Origin of the sequence: Maricaulis alexandrii (assembly GCF_005871165.1) — a bacterium.
GTDB lineage: Bacteria > Pseudomonadota > Alphaproteobacteria > Caulobacterales > Maricaulaceae > Maricaulis > Maricaulis alexandrii.
Window position 1 is genome coordinate 256,197 of sequence record NZ_SWKP01000003.1, and the last position, 16,874, is coordinate 273,070.

Consider the following 16,874-nt stretch of genomic DNA (forward strand, 5'->3'; position numbering starts at 1 on the left):
CAATCAGTCCGGGTTCCGGAATGGGGGAGAGAGTTTTGCAAGCCGATATGATCATCAAACGGGGAACGTCGAGACGTCTCCTGTTTTCGGCCATTCTTGTCGCCGTGCTGGCGACTTTCTTCTGGACCCAGTCGCGCTACCCCTCCCTGGATGAAAAAGCGATGATGGGTGGCGCAATCCAGCTGGAAGACCCGCTGAGCTTCGAAGCCCTGATTCCCCTCTCGCCGGACATGGGGCCTGTCGAGCGTGTCTCGGTGTCCACGGTGAACTGGATTGATACGAACAAGAAAGGGATGACGTTCGGGGTCCTGTTCGGCGCTGCCTTCCTGACCTTGCTGGGGTATCTGAGGCGACGGCACTTTGCGGGACCTTTCGCCAATTCGCTCTATGGCATGTTCCTGGGCGCGCCCTTGGGCGTTTGCGTGAATTGTGCGGCCCCGATCGCGAAGGGCCTCTATCAGGGTGGATCCAGAGCCGAGACGACGCTCTCGGCCATGGTGGCATCTCCCACCTTGAATATCGTCGTGATGACGATGGCCTTCTCCCTATTGCCCTTCTACATCGCCGTGACCAAGGTCGCGCTGAGTCTGCTCGTGATCCTGATCGCGGTACCGCTGATCTGCCGTTTCATCCCGCAGGAGAAGTTGCTTCATTCGGTGAAGAAGACCAGTCTCACGCCGATCCCGCCCATGCTGGCGGCCGATGGCGACGAAGAGGTGGCGGATGCCGGCTTGCCGCAATCCTTTGTAGAATTCCTGCGTGATTTCGGCCGGAATCTCTGGTTTATCGTCCGTACCACACTGCCCCTGATGCTGCTCGCCGGTTTCCTGGGCGCGCTGGCGGCCAGCTTCCTGCCGGCCGGTGCCATTGCATCCTGGGATTTCGGACCGGTCCAGGCCGCCATTGCGGCGATCGTCGGCACCTTCTTTCCAGTCCCGATCGGGTTTGATGTCGTCCTGTCTGGCGCCTTGCTCAATGGCGGGGCGAGCCATGGCATGATCATGACCCTCGTCTTCTGCCTGGGCAGTTTCTCGATCTATTCCTTCTTCGTGGTGTCGACCTCGATCGGGTGGCGCGCCGGTTTCCTGCTGGGCGGAACGGTCATGGTCCTCGGCTTCACCGCGGGTTTGATGGCCGATGGCTGGCATCGCTTCCAGACCGAACGGGCTCTGCGCATCCTGACGGAGGATGTGGCCCTGGCCGAAACCGCTGAAAGCCGTGCCGACATCCTGCCGGATAGCCAGGGCGGCCAGCCGCAGGCCCCGGGCAGGATGGCGGAGGACGGTCCCGGCCTGTCAGTCGAACGGATTCCCTACCAAGCGTCACTCGGGTTGGGTGAAAGCGCGTTCACGCGGGTCGAGGCGGTCGAGCTGGGTATCACGCACCCGATCGAGTTTTCCTTCGACGACATGTGGCCGCCCTTCTGGGAAGGCCGGAGCATTTCGTCGGGCGACATCGATGGGGATGGGGATCTGGACCTGATCTATGCGTCCTCCGAGCGGGGCCTGTACGTTTACGCCAATGACGGTAACGGCCGGTTCTCGGAAGTGGCCCTGGACCTCGGTCCTGTCGCCGACTTGCCGGTGTTCAATGCGGCCCTCGTGGATATCGACAATGATGGCTGGCGGGATCTCTTCCTGACCACCTATCGTCAGGGCCTCTACATCCTGCCCAATCGCGGCGGCCGTTTCGATCCCGCTGGCTTGCAGCGCGTGAGTAACCGCGAGGATGCCATTCTCGCCCTGTCGGCCAGTTTCGGCGATGTCGACCGGGATGGCGATCTGGATCTCGCTCTCGGGAACTGGGCAGCGGGCTGGTATCGACGCGTGCCGGGCGAGGAGTCCCGGAACCGCATCGTGTTCAACACGGAATCCGGTTTGACGGGGGACAGTTTCATCGACCTGACCGGCATTCCGGGTGAGACACTGTCCATCCTGTTCAGTGACTTCAACACGGACGGAGCTGTCGATCTTCTGGTCGGGAATGATTTCGAGGTGCCGGATTATTTCTACATCGGTGACGGGCAGGGCGGTTTTGAGGCCATCACCCGGCAATCCGGTCTGATCCCGGAGACCACGACCACGACCATGTCGCTAACGACGGCCGACCTGACCAATTCCGGTGAGTATTCCATCTATGCCGCCCAGATCGCCGGTCGCGCATCCGGCATTTCCAGCCGGCTGCACATGCAGCCCATCGAGCAGTATTGCGACGGCATCCAGCAGGATGCGGCGCGCGAAACCTGCCAGATCAACATGGATATCAAGCGCTGGTACCGGTCTGGCAACAGTCTGGACCCGTCCAATGCCAGCCGGTGCGCGTCACTGGATGAACCCTATCGCTCTGAATGCCGGGGCATGTTGCTGAAGGATCTGGCGATCCAGAACCACAATCCGGCCCTTTGCGAGCTTATCCCGGTTGGTCAGGAGCGGGCCCGGGCCTATTGCGACATCCACTTCATGCCGAGCCGCCCGATGACCCGGGACGAGCAGGATGCCGCCATTCCGCAGGTCCTGGCGCGCAATGTCCTGTTGGAACCACTCGGAGGCGGTCGTTTCCAGGAAACCGCCGGAGCGCATGGCCTGGAAGTCGGCGGCTGGAGCTGGGACGTCTCGACCGGCGATTTCGACAATGATGGCTGGCAGGATATCTATATCGTCAATGGCACCTGGGTTCCCAATGAAGTCACGCCGTCCAATATCTTCCTGCGCAATCAGGGCGGCGGCGATTTCGAGGAAGAAACTGCGCAATGGGGCCTGGATGATTATCTGATCACGGCCGCATCCACGATCGTGGACATTGATCATGATGGCGATCTCGATGTTTTCACGGTTCCGGTGAACGGACCGGCCATGGCCTTCATCAACAATCAATCCGGCCAGAACGCACTCTCGGTGAGTCTGGAAGATCATGTTGGCAACCGCGATGGCATCGGGGCCCGGATCGAGCTTCGACAGGGTGACACTCTGCAAGTCCGGGAATTGCAGATCGGCGGTGGTTTCATGTCGTTTGACGCGCCGATTGCCCATTTCGGGCTGGGCGAGGCGACCGGTGCCGCCAGCTTGACCATCCGTTGGGCTGATGGCGGTGAATCCGTCATTACAGAAGACCTGACGGCCGGTGCGACCTACCACGTGGTTCGATCCTCGCGCGATGCCGGGCATGCAGATATTGAAACAGGGGAATAAGCGTTGAAACGAGAACTTCTCGGAGCTGCAGCCGGGATCGGCCTGATTGTTCTGGTCATCGGTGGTGTTGCGGTTTTCCGGACGTCTGGCGCACCCAGTTCCGATCAGGTCGCCGCGCAAATGCAGGAGGCGGAAGCCGCCTATGCGCGGGGCGAGTACGGACGCGTCGCGGGCCTGTTGGAAGAGCCGGCCGAGGCGGGCAATCCGCTGGCTCAATTCCGGCTTGGCATGATGTACCGGCAAGGGTTCGGCGTGGCCGTCGACCGCGATGAGGCGCTGGCTTGGCTGGAGATGGCCGCGGGCAACGCCCACGAAGACGCCATTGAGCCACTGATTGAAATCTATCTGGAAAAGGCGGGCGAGGCGGAGACGCTGGAAGACGGCGTGGAATGGTTCGACCGGGCGGCGCAGCGCGGCAGTACCGATGCCCAGGCCGTACTGGGCTCCTACTATCTCACCGGCACCGCCGTTGAGCGCGATACACGTCGGGGTATTGCGCTGCTGGAAGAGGCTGCCGAGGCGGGGGATCCACGGGCGCAGACCAATCTGGGATATGCCTACATGCAAGGGCTGGGAGTTGCGCGCGACCCTGCGCAGGCCTTTGCCTGGTACCATCAGGCTGCCGATGCCGGTCTGGTCCGGGCACAACCGGTTCTGGGCATGATGTACCAGACCGGGCAGGGGACCGAGGCCGATCTGAACGAGGCCATCCGTTGGTATCTCAATGCCTATGATGCCGGAGCTCCGGGGGCCGGCGCGCTGCTCGGCAATCTCGTCATTTCAGGCGATGTGTCCGCCCGTGACGCTGCCGAGGCGGCCAGCTGGGTGTCGGCCAGCGCCGTCGCCGGCAATCCCCAGGCCTTGACCTGGCTGGAAACCGAGGCCCGGTCGGGACAGGCTCAGGCTCTGGCTGCTCTGGGCCGATTCTATGATGAAGGCGAAGTCGTACCGCAGAATGCTGCGCGGGCGCTGGACTATTACCAGCAGGCGGCCGAGGCGGGCGTTCCGTTCGCCCAATTGGAAATGGCGGGCCGGTATGCGGCGGGACAAGGCGTCGAGCAGGATTATGTCCAGGCTCATGTCTGGGCGAATCTCGCCGCGGCCGCCGGTCAGGAAGGCGCAGCGGCCGAACGGAATGTGATCGCGCAATTCCTCAGCCCGGAAGAGTTGGCCGAGGCGCAATCCCGGGCAACCCGCTGGCGCGAGGAGCAGGCGCAAAATGACTAAAGTCTGGCACGTTTGGCCGGTCCTGGTCCTGCTGATCCTGACCGCACCGCTCGCGCAGGCGCAAAACCGCAATGACGCCGTTGCGGAACGGGCTGAAACCCTGATCGAGGCAGAGCGCTACAGCGAGGCGCGCGACCTTCTGATCGAACCGGCGAGAAACAACAATGCCCTGGCTCAGGCCTTGCTGGCGCGCTTGTATGAACGGGGCTGGGGCGTGCCGCAGGACTTTACGCAGGCGGCAAGACTCAACCGAGCGGCGGCTTCCACCGGTAATCCGATGGCCTTGAATGCCCTGGCCCGGGCCCATGCCGAGGGACTGGGAGTGGAGCAGGATCGGGAACGGGCCATGCTTCTGTTCGCGCAGGCCGCTCAATCCGGGGAACCCCGCTATCAATCCGACTTTGCCGTCGCGCTGGAAACCGGTCTCGGAGGTGAGGGGGATCCGGCGCAGGCCGTGACCTGGTACGAGCGTGCGGCGGAGCAGGGTTATGTTCCGGCCGTGACCAGTCTGGGTGTGCTCTACTTGGAAGGCAGTGGCGTGGACCGTGACCCTGCAATGGCGATGGCCCTGTTTGAACAGGCGGCCGCGGAGGGGGACCCCCGGGCGCAGAACAATCTGGGCCTCATGTTCGTCCGGGGGGAGGACGTTGAGCGGGATTATGACCGGGCCTTCGTTCTCTTCCAGTCGGCGGCTGATCAGGGGCTGCAAGCAGGTCTGAACAATCTGTCTGTCATGTATGAAAACGGTTTCGGTGTTGCTGTGGATGAAGCCCGCTCCCGCGAGTTGCTGGCGGAGGGCCGCCGGGTCGGCGGCTTGTCGCTCCAGTCCCGGCTTCAGGAAATCGGTATTCCCTTCGACCAGCGGATCGTGCCGGATGACTGGACCCGCGCGCCGCAACCGTCTGAGCGCATCGCGGCGAATAATGGGGACCCGGTGTCCCTCTACCGTATGGCCTGGCGGGAATTGCATGGGTATGGCGTTCGACAGGACATTCCGTCAGGCATCGCTAAGCTGGAAACCCTGGCCGGGCAGGGGCTCTCGAGTGCGCGGCTCCTGTTGGGCCTGATTCACGCCAATGGCTTGGGAGTCCCGCAGGATTTCGCAGAAGCCTATGTCTGGCTGAGCCTAGCCGCCCATGCCGGCTCGCCGCTTGCGCCGGGTATCCGGGACGAACTCGCCCTGCAGCTTCCGCCCGTTGTAGTTGCGGAATCGCAAGCGCGCGTTCAGGCCTATTTGACGACCGAGTGAGGCGGGCGTGCGCGGCCTCAAATACTGTTCGGCCTTGAAGGCATTCGTTTTCCAAGGAAATTCTTCACATTTCGAGTGCAATTCCCGGAAGACGGCGTTATCTTCGCTGCAAAGTGCAACAGGATTCGGAATGAAAGCCACAAGTAGCATTGCTTCGCGTGTCGCGGGTCTGGCCATTCTGGGCTTGGCACTGGGCGTTGCCGCTGCACCGGCTCACGCTCAGTCTGAGCGAACAGAGCGGGAATACCGGATCCAGGAACAGGCGGCCGGTAGCCGGCTTCGCTTCGATGCGGACCCGGCCCTGTCCAATTTCACGCTGAGTGTCACTGGCCCTGATGGCTATCATGGCTCAGTGACGTCCGCGCGCGTGCCGCCGAGTTTCCGCTTGGCTGATCATGGTGACGTCTTGGACGGTATCTACAATTTCGAAATGACTGCCGCGACGCCCGAAAGGCGCCGCGATGCCTCGCCGCAGCAGGCGGCATACAATGGCCGTGACCCGAGTGCAGGGACCACGGCCTATCTGGGTTACACATATAGCGGTGCGTTCCGGGTCGTGAACGGTCGCATCATGGAATTCGACCAAGCCGAGCAAGAAGGCTAGATCGGGGCTGACTAAGGGGGCCACAATGAAGAAGTTTCTTTCCCGCACAGCGATGACAGGTGCGCTGGCAGTATCGGCGATGGTCGCAGCGCCAGCATCATTGAACGCCGACCAGGTCTTCGTGACCGATGTGATTGTGCAAGGCAGCCTCTGTGTCGGGGTGGATTGTGTGAATGGCGAAAGTTTCGGCGCTGACACGATCATTCTGAAAGAGAATAATCTGCGTATCTATTTCAATGATACCAGTAACTCGGCCAGCTTCCCGGCGAATGATTGGCGCCTGACCGCCAACGGCCGGAATAATGGCGATGACAGCTATTTCGCGATCGATGATGCGACGTCCGGTAACACGGTCTTCCGTGTGGATGCCGGGGCACCGAACAATGCCCTGCGCGTCGACGCCCAGGGGGATGTCGGCATTGGTCTCTCCAATCCGGTCGTCGAACTTCATGTCCGCGACGGCGACAGCCCGACCTTGCGCCTCGAACAGGACGGGTCTTCGGGCTTTACCGCCCAGACCTTCGACCTGGTCTCGAACGAAGCCAACTTCTTCATTCGCGACGTGACCAACGGCTCTCAGCTGCCGTTCCGGATAAAGCCGGGCGCTGATACGGACTCGCTGTTCATCGCGGCCAACAATAATGTCGGGATCGGGACGGACGCTCCGTCAGAGGCACTTCATGTGCGCGGAACCGATGGCGATACGACCTTGTTGGTTCAGGAAGCCGGCGCGGCGGGCTATCGGGAAATGATGAACCTGAGCAATACGGGCGGATCCTGGATCACGATGGAGAACTCGACCACGTCCCGGAAGTGGTATCTGGTTCACGAAGATGGCGCGAATGCCCGCTTCATCATCGACACGGATGACACGACGGGCGCTGAATTCCTGCTTTCCGACAACGGCGATCTGACCATCCGGGGTGAACTGACCACCGCCGGGTCCTGCTCGATCGGTTGTGACCGGGTCTTCTCCGACGAGTATGAGCTGGCGTCCATCGACGAGCACGAGGCCGCCATGTGGAGCAATGGCTACCTGCCGGGTGTCGGCCCGACGGCCGAAGACGGTCCCTTCAATGTGTCCCAGAAAATGGGTGGCATGCTCAATGAGCTCGAACACGCCCATATCTATATCGCACAGCTGAACGCCCGGGTGGCCGACCTTGAAGCGGCGATTTCGGCTCAGGCTGAAAGCGAATAAGTCCGGACAACTATCCTTCCGCGCGCCTCGATCCGGGCCCGGCTTTCCTACTTCGGAAGCTGGCTCCGCTCTAAAGCGAGGCGCGCGGGAAGGGATACCGGCCATTCGTGACCGCTTGGACGTGCGACTGAAACAGCTTGTTCGAGCCCTCAAGTTCCAGATCGAGAAACGCGTCAAATGCGCTCGGAGTGGCGAATATTTCGCTGCGGGAGAACAGCTTCGTTCTCAGATAATGCATGAATACCACCCGCTTGAGCTCGTCAGGATAGAGCCGATCCGCGACCGGGTCGTTCGGATAATTGTAGCGCATGGGCAAAGACAGCGTGGGTAGATTCAGGTCGGCACACGTCAAGGCCAGATCGACCTGGTAGCACCAGACGTCCCCCACTTCAGCCCTGACCCGATCCCGCAATTCGCGTTCTCGCGCATCGAACTGGCGAAGTACGCGCGGCGGACCGGCGAAGACCCCGTAATTGATGTAAAAGGGCGCCTGGGCGGGCGTATCCAATGGTTTGAGTGTGTAACGGTATTCCGGGGAGAAGGGTTTTCCGATCAGTCTTTGATAGAGGTCTTCCCAGTCGCTTACCGGATCACCAGTGCCATCGGGCCAGGGAAAGTGGAAATGCGCGACCACGCCGGCCAGTGCCTGTGAGCCGATGATCTGTTCGCACAGTGCATCCATCGGAGCGAGCAGGGCCACATCGGCATCGATGAGCACGCTGACATCGGCGCTGTCATCAAGCAGCTCGAACCGGCGCTCATGCTGGGCCTCGTGATACGGATTCACCGCGCCGGGCTCATGGGCGAAATTGACATCAATCCGGTCGAAATAGGGGGCCCATTCACTCGGAAGCTCATTCCGATCATGATCTCCGAACGAGGCGACCAAGCGCGCGCGCTCGTAATCGCCTCCCAGAAAGTCGAGGCATTTTCTAAAGAACGCGATCTGTGACAGAAAAGACTCGTTGAGACTGCCGCAGGTAAGAAATTCGAGCTTCATTTTGGTCTCGTCTGCTCAGATACTTGGCTGAATCTGATCAAAAATTGAATATTCAACCAGCGTGCTGACTGGTGGCGAAAAAGCGGTGCATGTCCATGCATGATTCAAACAAGGATGAAGCTGAAAAGTCGCAAGTCGCGCCAGCGTTTGATGAGCCTCTCTATGTCAACCGGCCTGTCGCGGTCAACAAGCCGGGCTTCCTGTCCCGGTTCGACAAGATATGGGACGCGCACTGGTTCACCAATGATGGACCGATGGTCCAGGAATTGGAGCAGGCGCTCGCCGACTATCTTGGCGTGAAGCATTGCGTGCTGGCCAGTAATGGCACGGCAGCCATGGGGTTGTTGATTGATGCGCTGGAGCTGGGCGGTGAGGTCATCCTGCCAGCCTTCACCTTTGTCTCGACGGCGCACTTGCTGACCCTGCGGAAAGTGATGCCGGTTTTCGCCGATATCTGCCCGAACGGACATGATCTGTCAGTCGAGCATTGCCGTGCGTTGATCACCGATCGGACGTCGGCGATTATCGCCACCCATATCTGGGGGCGGCCAGCCCAAATCCAGGACCTGCAAGCCCTTTGTGACAAGGCCGGCATTCCATTGATCTTTGATGCCGCACACGCATTTGGCGCCCGTTCCGGTGGGCAAATGCTGGGACGTTTTGGTCGCGCCGAAGTATTCAGCTTTCACGCGACAAAACTCTTCCACACCTTCGAGGGCGGGGCCGTCACAACGCCGGACGATTCCTTGGCGGACCGGTTGAGGAAGTTCAGGAATTTCGGATTCACCGAATACGACCAGGTCGATTGCATCGGCACCAATGCCAAAATGTCCGAAGTGCATGCCGCCATGGGCTTGGCCAATCTTGAAACGATCGACGAAATTCTGGCGCAGACCAAAAATGTCTATGACGCCTATGATGACGGGTTGCGGTCCATCAAGGGACTGGAGCTGGTCGGGCCCAGAGCCAAGGCCGAGACCAACCACTACTACATTCCGGTTCTGGTCGATGAGGCCAAGTTCGGCATGACACGCGATGAGCTGGTCGCCCGTCTGCACGAACAGAATGTTCTGGTCAGGCGGTATTTCTATCCCGGCACGCATCAATTGGCCCCCTACAAGACGGGCGAGGGACACGAGCACCGCTTGCCGGCGACCGACCAGGTCAGCAGCCGGATTGTGGTCTTTCCCGGTGGTGCCAGCCTGACGGTTCCGGATGTCTCGCGCCTGTGTGAGTTGCTGGAGCGCATGCAGTCACACAATGCGCCATAAAGCGCGCCACGTGCCCAGTTAGTTAACCCCCGTTTGGAGTATTGGTCTGCAATGGATTGGAACACGCAGTATCGGGACCGAATCCGGAAAAGCGGGGGCGGGGACTACCTGTCCCAAGTCGGACACACGGAACAGGGCCGGCCGATTTCGAACGAACAGTTCATTGAGCTTTTCAATCAGATCACCGACCTGCTGACCCTTGCACCGGGCGATACACTCCTGGACCTGTGTTGCGGCAATGGAGTGTTCACGCAGAAGCTGGCGAAGCGGTGCCAGACGGCAGTCGGTGCCGACTTGTCCGAAGACCTGATCAACATCGCCCAAACAGATCACGCGGCGCCCAATCTGACCTATTATGCGTGCGATGCCCGTCATATCGACACGCTGCCACTCCCGGCCGAGCCAAAATTCAGCAAAGTGCTCATGTACGCCGCGCTTCAGCACTTCGGTAGGAATGACCTGAGGGGGCTGTTGCAGTCGTTATGGCCGGTCACTGAGACTGGAACGGTTTTCCTGTTCGGCTTCATTCCCGACGCGGATCTTGCACATCAATTCTACGACACGCCCGAGCGCCGCGCCGAACGGCAACGCCGGATCGAGGAGGGGACTGATCCGATCGGTGAATGGTGGAAACGCGACACGGTCAAACAGTGCGCCGAGGAGGCTGGCCTGACGTGCACGTTTGCCGAGGTTCCGCCCGGTCATCACGCTGCCCGCTATCGGTTTCATGCCATCATGCAACGGTAAGGGAAAACAGGCCCGGAATGACCGAAGGTGTCGAAAAAAACCCATATTGTACAAAGAAGTACGTCGAACTTGCGGCCCGCGGGCTCAGGGTGGCCGCGCTTGAAACCGCCCGAATGACGGTCTGCGTACGCCCAACCCCGGTGGGGGAGGCGTGCGATGCGGCGGGGGCCTATCCGCTGGCCAGTCCTCAAGGCGCGTTTCGGATTTCGGAGCTCCGCAAGGAATTGCGCGATCTTGGACTGGTAACGCTGACCTGGGTCCAGGACCCGTTCGAAGACTTGCCTGAAACAGCGGATGAGCTCGACCTGAACATCGCTTACAAAACGCACTTTATCGTCGATCGCGAGATGGGCCCGGTGGACTATCCCGGTCTTCATCAACGCAACATCAAGCGCGCGCTCAAACTGTGCGAGGTTCGCGAAATTGACCTGCTGGACCATCTGGATCCGTGGAGTCGGCTCTATGAGAATCTCATAGCGCGGCATTCTCTGGGCGGCACACATGCCTTCGACCCGGACTATTTTCGCGGGCTGGCCAAGATCAAAGGCGTTCGGACACTGGGTGCGTTTCGGGATGGGGAGCTCGTATCAGGGCATATTTGGGTTTGCGCGAGCGACCGCGTTTACAGCCATCTCGCAGCGTCATCTGCGGAAGGTTACAGGACCGGCGCAGCCTTTGGTGTGAATGCCACGGCCCTGGACATCTTTGACGCGTACCGTTTCGTCAGCTTCGGCGGTGTGCCGGATGGCGAAGCGGGCGACGGGCTGCGTCGCTTCAAATCGGGTTTCACCAATAGTTCGAAGATGGTGCGACTGTGCGGAGTCGTCGGAGATCAAAAGCTCTACCAGGCACTCAATACACAAGCCGGGGTCCGGTCCGATGAGGCCGGCTATTTTCCGCCTTATCGGGTTTGAAGGGGCTGGCTGACAGGATCCTGATGCAGCCTTGGTCGTTCGATATCAAGATTGCGCATAATGAATATTATGAGAAATTATGCACGGACCGGAACGTGCGGCATCAGGATGAAAGACGGATGCGTCCCTCACATTGCTCGATCTGCATGCCATCAAAGCCAGCTCGGACATGGTCCGGCAGAGATTGCGACACGCGCTCATGGTCCAAGGTGATGTGCATATTCGTCAGAACACCCAGGGCGACATCGTTCCGGTCAATCTCGGCCAGGGTTTCCGGCAAACAGAAATGGGTCGGATGCGGTTCTTCGCGCAGCGCGTCCACGATCCAGCACTTCACGCCTTGCAGCAGCGGCCGAGATGTCTCGGGCAACTCATTGATGTCCGGCGAGTAAGCCAGATCACCGATCCGGAAGCCGAGGGAATTGATGCGGCCGTGGCGTTGCGCAATGGGAATGATGTCGAACGCACCGCCAGGCCCGGTCAAGCGAAGCCGCTCACCGCTGGCCGGCATGGGCCGTTTATCGAGGATGGGCGGATAGCCCGAGCCCGGCGGCGACTCGAACGTGTATCCGAAGCGTTGTGACAGCGTCCGCTCGGTGGCGGCGTCCAGCCAGACCGGGATGCGTTCGCGCTGCAGGTAGGCAAAGGCTCGAAGGTCATCAATACCATGGGTCTGATCGGCATGATCGTGCGTGAACAGGACGCCATCCAGTCGCGGAACGCCCGCTGAGAGCATCTGTTCACGGAAATCCGGGGATGTATCGATGACGATCCGCGTCACGGCCTGGCCGTCATTCAGCGCTTCCCGGGATGCGGCCGCTTCAATCAGGATGGAACAGCGCCGACGGCGGTTCTTCGCATTGGAGGGATCGCAATCGCCCCAATCGCCATTAGCCCGCGGGACACCACCCGAAGAGCCGGTTCCCAACAGGGTTATGCGGATGATCCGACTCATGCCGGACGGGACACGCGATCAAAGAGCTTGAAGAAATTGTCCGTGGTGCGCTGGGCGCACTCCTCCAGGGTCCAGTTCTTCACGCTCGCAAGGCCCTGGGCGACATCCGGCAGGAAGGCCGGCTCGCAGCGGCGACCACGGTGCGGGACCGGCGCGAGGTACGGGCAGTCCGTTTCGACGATTACCTTGTCGTCCGGGACTTCGTTTTCAAACACGTCCCGAACTTCATTGGCTTTTTTGAAAGTGATGATGCCAGACGCAGCAAAATAGGCTCCGAGCTTGGCGCCGCGGCGCGCCAGTTCGGTCCCGCCCGTATAGCAGTGCAGAAGCGGGCGGAAGGCCCCCTTCCCCATTTCCTCTTCCAGCAGATCCGCCATCTCTGTATCCGCGTCCCGTGTATGCAGGATCAGCGGCAAATCGGTACGCCGCGCCGCCTCGATATGGGTTTTCAGGCTCTGAAACTGGTCTTCGCGCGGGGAATATCCGTAGTGGAAGTCGAGTCCGGTCTCGCCAATGCCGACGACTTTGGGATGCTGGGCGATTTCCACCAATTCCTCGACCGGAATATCCGGCCTGTCCTTGGCATGATGCGGGTGCGCCCCGATCGTGCAGTAGATGTCGTCATGCGCTTCGGCGATCGCTGAAACGGCAGGAAAATCCGTCAGCTGGCAGCAGATCGTGATCATCCGCTTCACGCCGGCATCCCGGGCGCGCTGGATGACGGCGTCCAGATCCTCGGCGAACTGCTCGCCGTGCAAATTGACATGACTGTCGACAAACATGGGTCAGGCGGTTTCCTTGCGGGCGGCGCCCCGGGCCAGTCCCAGAGCTGACAGGGCCGTCTGCTTCGGGTCGAGATAGAGCGCGTCGGCATCGCGTACAAGCGCAGCCAGGTCACGCCAGGCCTTGAGCCAGGTCGTGACATCCTCGCCTTGGGCTGCGCGCTGCTTGGCCTGATCGCGCAACCCCTGGGCCAGCGCTTCATAGAAGAGGCCACGCAGGGCCTCTCCACCCTTCCCGCTAATCCGGTCGGCCAGGCTGCGCATTTCCGGTTCCGCGAGGGCGCTTCCCTTGTTGAGCGCCGCCGTGACATCACGGGCCAGGCCAACCCCGCCGGACGTGTTCAGGGCCAGGGCGCGACCGGGCGCTCCATGAGCCAGACGGGATGCGGCCTTGGCATCAGCGGCGTCGACGCTCTGGGTGCGCGACAGCCAGTCAGCCGTCTGCTCGATCGAAGGGGCCCGCAAATCCAGCCGGCGGCAACGCGACCGTATGGTCGCGGGCAAGCGCCCGGGCGTATGGGTCACCAGGAACAAGACACCGCGCTGTGGCGGTTCTTCCAGCGTCTTGAGAATGGCATTGGCGGCATTCGTGTTCATGTCGTCGGCACTGTCGACGATACAGACCCGCCAGCCACCCTTGGCGCCGGAGCTTTTCTCGAAGAAATGCGGAGCTTTGCGGGCTTCCTCAACGGTGATTTCGGCCCGCCAGCGCTTGCGCTTGTCGTCCCAGGGCGGCCGCAGCAGCAGGAGATCCGGATTCGACTGGGCCTCCAGCAGTTTGCAGACCGGGTCCTGGGGGGAACTGCCCAGCGGGCCATGATCCTCCATCGGAGCGGCGCCGAGGATCCGGCGGGCCGCCCGCCAGGCGAGACTGGCCTTGCCGACCCCGCGCGGCCCGGTGATCATCCAGGCGTGATGGAGGCGGCCACTCTGCCAGGCTCGCGCAAAACTGGCTTCGGCGTTTTCATGGCCGAACAGGTCATAGCGTTCCCGCGGCGGCAAACAGCCGGGCTGAACATCCGAACCGATGTCCGGATCCTGACTCATGCGGGCGCGCCCAGCCGGGTTTCAATGGCCGCAATCGCCTTTTCTGCCACCAGGTCCGGAGCGTCCAACGCATCGAGGACCTGACAACGGTCAGGGTCTTCTGCCGCTATGTCGAGAAAGGCCTGGCGCAGCCGGTCATGGAAGCTCGTGTCGAAGCGTTCAAACCGTGTGGCATCCTCGCCGCGCGCAACGGTGCGGGCGAGCCCGACCTTGGGGTCGAGGTCGAGGATCAGGGTCAGGTCGGGATAGAAGCCGCCCAGGGCCGCCGCGTGGATCTTCTGGATACGGTCCGCCGACACGCCGCCGGCCACGCCCTGATAGGCGCGTGTGGAATCGGAAAACCGGTCTGAGATCACCCAGGCGCCGCGCGCCAGCGCCGGTTCGATCAGGCGCTCCACATGATCGACACGCGCCGCGTACATCAGCAGCGCCTCGGTTACGGGCGACCAGCGGTCGGTGGATCCGTTGAGGAGGATGTCGCGCAGGACCTCGGCACCTGGCGTGCCGCCCGGTTCCCGCGTCACCACCACATCAATCCCCTGCCCGGACAGCCAGTCCTTCAGGGTCTTGATCAGGGTGGTCTTGCCGGCGCCCTCGCCGCCTTCAAGAGTCAGAAATCGTCCGCGCATGGTGAGCTCAGCCCCGGATCATGTGGGCGAGTGCGGCGCCGATCCGGCCCATGAGCCCCTTGCGAGCCACATCCTCGGCCGCGACCAGCGGGTATTCCTGCGTTTCATAGCCAGGGGCCTCGACGCGCAGTGTTCCCACCACATCGCCCGCCGAGATCGGGGCGACGAGCGGACCATCATAATTGACGCTGACCACCAAGTCGCGCCGGGCCCGACGATGCAGGCCGGCGGACACATCTGCATCAACCTGCAGTGCCACACTGTCCGCTTCGCCCATGAAGACCGGGGCGTTGTGGTCCACGTGGTCACCGGCGTCGAAGAGGTCATAAACGCTGTAATCGCTGAGGGCGGCGCGCATCATGCGTTCGGCTTCATTGGCCCGGTCCGCATTGGAGTCCATGCCATTGAAAACGATGATCCGGCGCTCACCATCCCGTTCGGCGGACCCGACCAGGCCATAGCCGCTGTCTTCCGTGTGGCCGGTCTTCAGGCCATCGGCGCCCGAAAAAACGCCGAGCAGCGGGTTCCGGTTGTACTGGCGGATGCCGTTATAGGTGAATTCGCGCTCCGCCCAGATGCCGTAGAAGTCGGGGTGATCGCGGATCAGGATGCGGGCGAGTTCGGCCAAGTCGCGGGCACTGATCATCTGGCCCGGATCCGGCCAGCCGGTGGCATTGGCAAAACTCGCACTGGTCAGGCCCAACTCATGAGCCCGGTCCGTCATCATGTCGGCAAAGGCGCTCTCACTGCCGCCAATGGCCTCGGCCAGCACGATGCAGGCATCATTGCCGGACTGGATGATCACCCCGCGCAGAAGGTCCTCGACGCGGGCCCGGCTGTTCACCTCCAGGAACATGGTGGATGAGCCGGAGGCTGCCCCGCCCGTGCGCCAGGCATACTCAGACACCGGAAGTTCGTCATCGAGGGAAAGCGACCCGGACTCAATGGCTTCAAGAACCATCAGCACGGTCATCATTTTCGACATGGAGGCCGGCGGCATGGCGACATCGCCATCTTGGCTGAACAGGACCTCGCCGGTTTCATAGTCCATGATCACGGCATGACTGGCATCGGTCTGGTAGCCGTCCTGTGCCAGGGCCGGTGCCACCACCAGGGTGGAAATCAGGGCGAGTGTCCCGAAAAGCTTGCGCACGGTTTGGCTCCTCCGCCGGAATCGAGTGGGTCAGGTTCGATGAGAGGAGCATAGAAGCGCGGCAAGAGCATGGCGTCCAGCGCAGCGCGTATCCGAAAATCAGTGGAGGTCGATCACCCGGGCGTCATAAACACCCCAATCAGCCAAACTGGCCCGTGCCGCATGGGCACCGCCCTCATCCGGCCAGCGACCGAAATAGACACGGTACACTGTGTTGCCGGCGGCTTGCCCCGGTTCAATCCAGACCTGGCCCGCCTCCTCCACGCGACTGGCGAAACGCTGGGCATTGTCGGCATCGCTGAAGGCGCCGATCTGAAGGGTGAAGCGCTCTGTCGCCGTGGGAATCCAAGCCGCGCTTTGCGGGGCGGGTTCGGCAGTGCGGGCGGCCATTTCAGTGACCGGTTCCGGTGCGGCAGGCGGCGTTTCCGCGTCCGAGGCCGGATACCAGGTTCGCGGCGGCGGTGCGTCACCCGGCAGGGCCGGACCCAGATAACGAACGCGCACGCGCGCGAGACCGCGGCCGATATAGTCCAGCTCGGTGGCAGCAGCCCGGCTGAGGTCGATGATGCGGTCGTCCACGAATGGCCCGCGATCATTGATGCGCACGATCACGCTGCGGCCGTTTTCCAGATTGGTCACTTCCGCGATCGAGGGAATGGGCAGGGTCGTATGCGCCGCCGTCATCAGATTCTGGTCGAAGACTTCGCCGTTAGCCGTGGCGCGGCCATGGAAATTCGGTCCGTACCAGGACCCGATACCGACCCGGTCATAACTGTCCTCGCGGACAGGATAGTAAGTCCGCCCCGCCACGGAATAGGGATTGCCAACCTTCTGGTGGGCGCTGGAGCGGGCGATGAGGGCCGTCGCATCCACACGCGCGCCGGGGGCCGAGGCCGATACGGGCGTT

Annotated in this window: 15 protein-coding genes; 8 read left to right on the forward strand and 7 right to left on the reverse strand. The window is 61.7% G+C overall.

The features are described from left to right. The first annotated feature begins 47 nt into the window (after positions 1 to 47). From FCS99_RS01370 to FCS99_RS01390, 5 genes are all read left to right on the forward strand, one after another. A complete protein-coding gene (locus FCS99_RS01370; protein WP_138509785.1) occupies positions 48 to 3,188 on the forward strand; it encodes an FG-GAP-like repeat-containing protein in 3,141 nt (1,046 codons plus the stop codon). 3 nt (positions 3,189 to 3,191) lie between these two features. Next, entirely contained in the window at positions 3,192 to 4,415 is a 1,224-nt protein-coding gene (locus FCS99_RS01375) for an SEL1-like repeat protein (RefSeq protein WP_138509787.1), read from the forward strand. Further along, positions 4,408 to 5,664: a tetratricopeptide repeat protein gene (locus FCS99_RS01380; protein WP_138509789.1), complete on the forward strand. Its 1,257-nt coding sequence runs from the start codon at positions 4,408 to 4,410 to the stop codon at positions 5,662 to 5,664. The genes FCS99_RS01375 and FCS99_RS01380 overlap by 8 nt, the downstream gene beginning before the upstream one ends. A 130-nt stretch (positions 5,665 to 5,794) precedes the next feature. Further along, positions 5,795 to 6,268: a hypothetical protein gene (locus FCS99_RS01385; RefSeq protein ID WP_138509791.1), complete on the forward strand. Its 474-nt coding sequence runs from the start codon at positions 5,795 to 5,797 to the stop codon at positions 6,266 to 6,268. 25 nt (positions 6,269 to 6,293) lie between these two features. Further along, positions 6,294 to 7,469, forward strand: coding sequence for a hypothetical protein (locus FCS99_RS01390; protein ID WP_138509793.1), 1,176 nt, complete (start codon positions 6,294 to 6,296; stop codon positions 7,467 to 7,469). A gap of 70 nt (positions 7,470 to 7,539) precedes the next feature. On the opposite strand, the gene FCS99_RS01395 is transcribed toward FCS99_RS01390, so the two are convergent. Then, positions 7,540 to 8,469: a hypothetical protein gene (locus FCS99_RS01395; protein ID WP_138509795.1), complete on the reverse strand. Its 930-nt coding sequence runs from the start codon at positions 8,467 to 8,469 to the stop codon at positions 7,540 to 7,542. 95 nt (positions 8,470 to 8,564) lie between these two features. Here FCS99_RS01395 and FCS99_RS01400 point away from each other — a divergent pair, with 95 nt between their 5' ends. From FCS99_RS01400 to FCS99_RS01410, 3 genes are read left to right on the forward strand one after another with little or no spacing between them, the layout of a single operon-like run. Continuing rightward, positions 8,565 to 9,740 (forward strand): DegT/DnrJ/EryC1/StrS family aminotransferase, encoded by a 1,176-nt coding sequence (locus FCS99_RS01400; protein WP_171036197.1) that lies wholly within the window; start codon positions 8,565 to 8,567, stop codon positions 9,738 to 9,740. Between the two features lie 51 nt (positions 9,741 to 9,791). Beyond that, the gene (locus FCS99_RS01405) at positions 9,792 to 10,487 is read left to right on the forward strand and encodes a class I SAM-dependent methyltransferase (protein WP_138509799.1); all 696 of its coding nucleotides are present in this window, start codon (positions 9,792 to 9,794) and stop codon (positions 10,485 to 10,487) included. Positions 10,488 to 10,504: 17 nt separating this feature from the next. After that, positions 10,505 to 11,401, forward strand: a complete 897-nt coding sequence (locus tag FCS99_RS01410; RefSeq protein WP_138509801.1) for a GNAT family protein — start codon at positions 10,505 to 10,507, stop codon at positions 11,399 to 11,401. Positions 11,402 to 11,504: 103 nt separating this feature from the next. On the opposite strand, the gene FCS99_RS01415 is transcribed toward FCS99_RS01410, so the two are convergent. The 6 genes from FCS99_RS01415 to FCS99_RS01440 form a co-directional block, all read right to left on the reverse strand. Beyond that, entirely contained in the window at positions 11,505 to 12,356 is an 852-nt protein-coding gene (locus tag FCS99_RS01415; RefSeq protein ID WP_138509803.1) for an MBL fold metallo-hydrolase, read from the reverse strand. Next, complete coding sequence (locus tag FCS99_RS01420; RefSeq protein ID WP_138509805.1) at positions 12,353 to 13,138, reverse strand: TatD family hydrolase; 786 nt, start codon at positions 13,136 to 13,138, stop codon at positions 12,353 to 12,355. The genes FCS99_RS01415 and FCS99_RS01420 overlap by 4 nt, the downstream gene beginning before the upstream one ends. 3 nt (positions 13,139 to 13,141) lie before the next feature. After that, positions 13,142 to 14,185, reverse strand: a complete 1,044-nt coding sequence (locus FCS99_RS01425; protein WP_138509807.1) for a DNA polymerase III subunit delta' — start codon at positions 14,183 to 14,185, stop codon at positions 13,142 to 13,144. Continuing rightward, positions 14,182 to 14,814 (reverse strand): dTMP kinase, encoded by a 633-nt coding sequence (tmk, locus tag FCS99_RS01430; RefSeq protein ID WP_138509809.1) that lies wholly within the window; start codon positions 14,812 to 14,814, stop codon positions 14,182 to 14,184. Before tmk ends, FCS99_RS01425 begins: the two co-directional genes overlap by 4 nt. A gap of 7 nt (positions 14,815 to 14,821) precedes the next feature. After that, on the reverse strand, positions 14,822 to 15,967 hold the full coding sequence (locus tag FCS99_RS01435; protein WP_138509811.1) for a D-alanyl-D-alanine carboxypeptidase family protein: 1,146 nt from the start codon (positions 15,965 to 15,967) through the stop codon (positions 14,822 to 14,824). 99 nt (positions 15,968 to 16,066) lie between these two features. Beyond that, on the reverse strand, positions 16,067 to 16,840 hold the full coding sequence (locus tag FCS99_RS01440) for a septal ring lytic transglycosylase RlpA family protein (protein WP_171036198.1): 774 nt from the start codon (positions 16,838 to 16,840) through the stop codon (positions 16,067 to 16,069). Between the last annotated feature and the right edge of the window lie 34 nt (positions 16,841 to 16,874).

What these genes read in the sequence shown, in the direction of transcription:
- FCS99_RS01405 (WP_138509799.1), top strand. Translation starts at nt 9,792, where the DNA reads ATGGATTGGAACACGCAGTATCGGGACCGAATCCGGAAAAGCGGGGGC.
- FCS99_RS01415 (WP_138509803.1), bottom strand. Translation starts at nt 12,356, where the DNA reads ATGAGTCGGATCATCCGCATAACCCTGTTGGGAACCGGCTCTTCGGGT.
- FCS99_RS01410 (WP_138509801.1), top strand. Translation starts at nt 10,505, where the DNA reads ATGACCGAAGGTGTCGAAAAAAACCCATATTGTACAAAGAAGTACGTC.
- tmk (WP_138509809.1), bottom strand. Translation starts at nt 14,814, where the DNA reads ATGCGCGGACGATTTCTGACTCTTGAAGGCGGCGAGGGCGCCGGCAAG.
- FCS99_RS01425 (WP_138509807.1), bottom strand. Translation starts at nt 14,185, where the DNA reads ATGAGTCAGGATCCGGACATCGGTTCGGATGTTCAGCCCGGCTGTTTG.
- FCS99_RS01370 (WP_138509785.1), top strand. Translation starts at nt 48, where the DNA reads ATGATCATCAAACGGGGAACGTCGAGACGTCTCCTGTTTTCGGCCATT.
- FCS99_RS01395 (WP_138509795.1), bottom strand. Translation starts at nt 8,469, where the DNA reads ATGAAGCTCGAATTTCTTACCTGCGGCAGTCTCAACGAGTCTTTTCTG.
- FCS99_RS01390 (WP_138509793.1), top strand. Translation starts at nt 6,294, where the DNA reads ATGAAGAAGTTTCTTTCCCGCACAGCGATGACAGGTGCGCTGGCAGTA.
- FCS99_RS01385 (WP_138509791.1), top strand. Translation starts at nt 5,795, where the DNA reads ATGAAAGCCACAAGTAGCATTGCTTCGCGTGTCGCGGGTCTGGCCATT.
- FCS99_RS01380 (WP_138509789.1), top strand. Translation starts at nt 4,408, where the DNA reads ATGACTAAAGTCTGGCACGTTTGGCCGGTCCTGGTCCTGCTGATCCTG.
- FCS99_RS01400 (WP_171036197.1), top strand. Translation starts at nt 8,565, where the DNA reads ATGCATGATTCAAACAAGGATGAAGCTGAAAAGTCGCAAGTCGCGCCA.
- FCS99_RS01420 (WP_138509805.1), bottom strand. Translation starts at nt 13,138, where the DNA reads ATGTTTGTCGACAGTCATGTCAATTTGCACGGCGAGCAGTTCGCCGAG.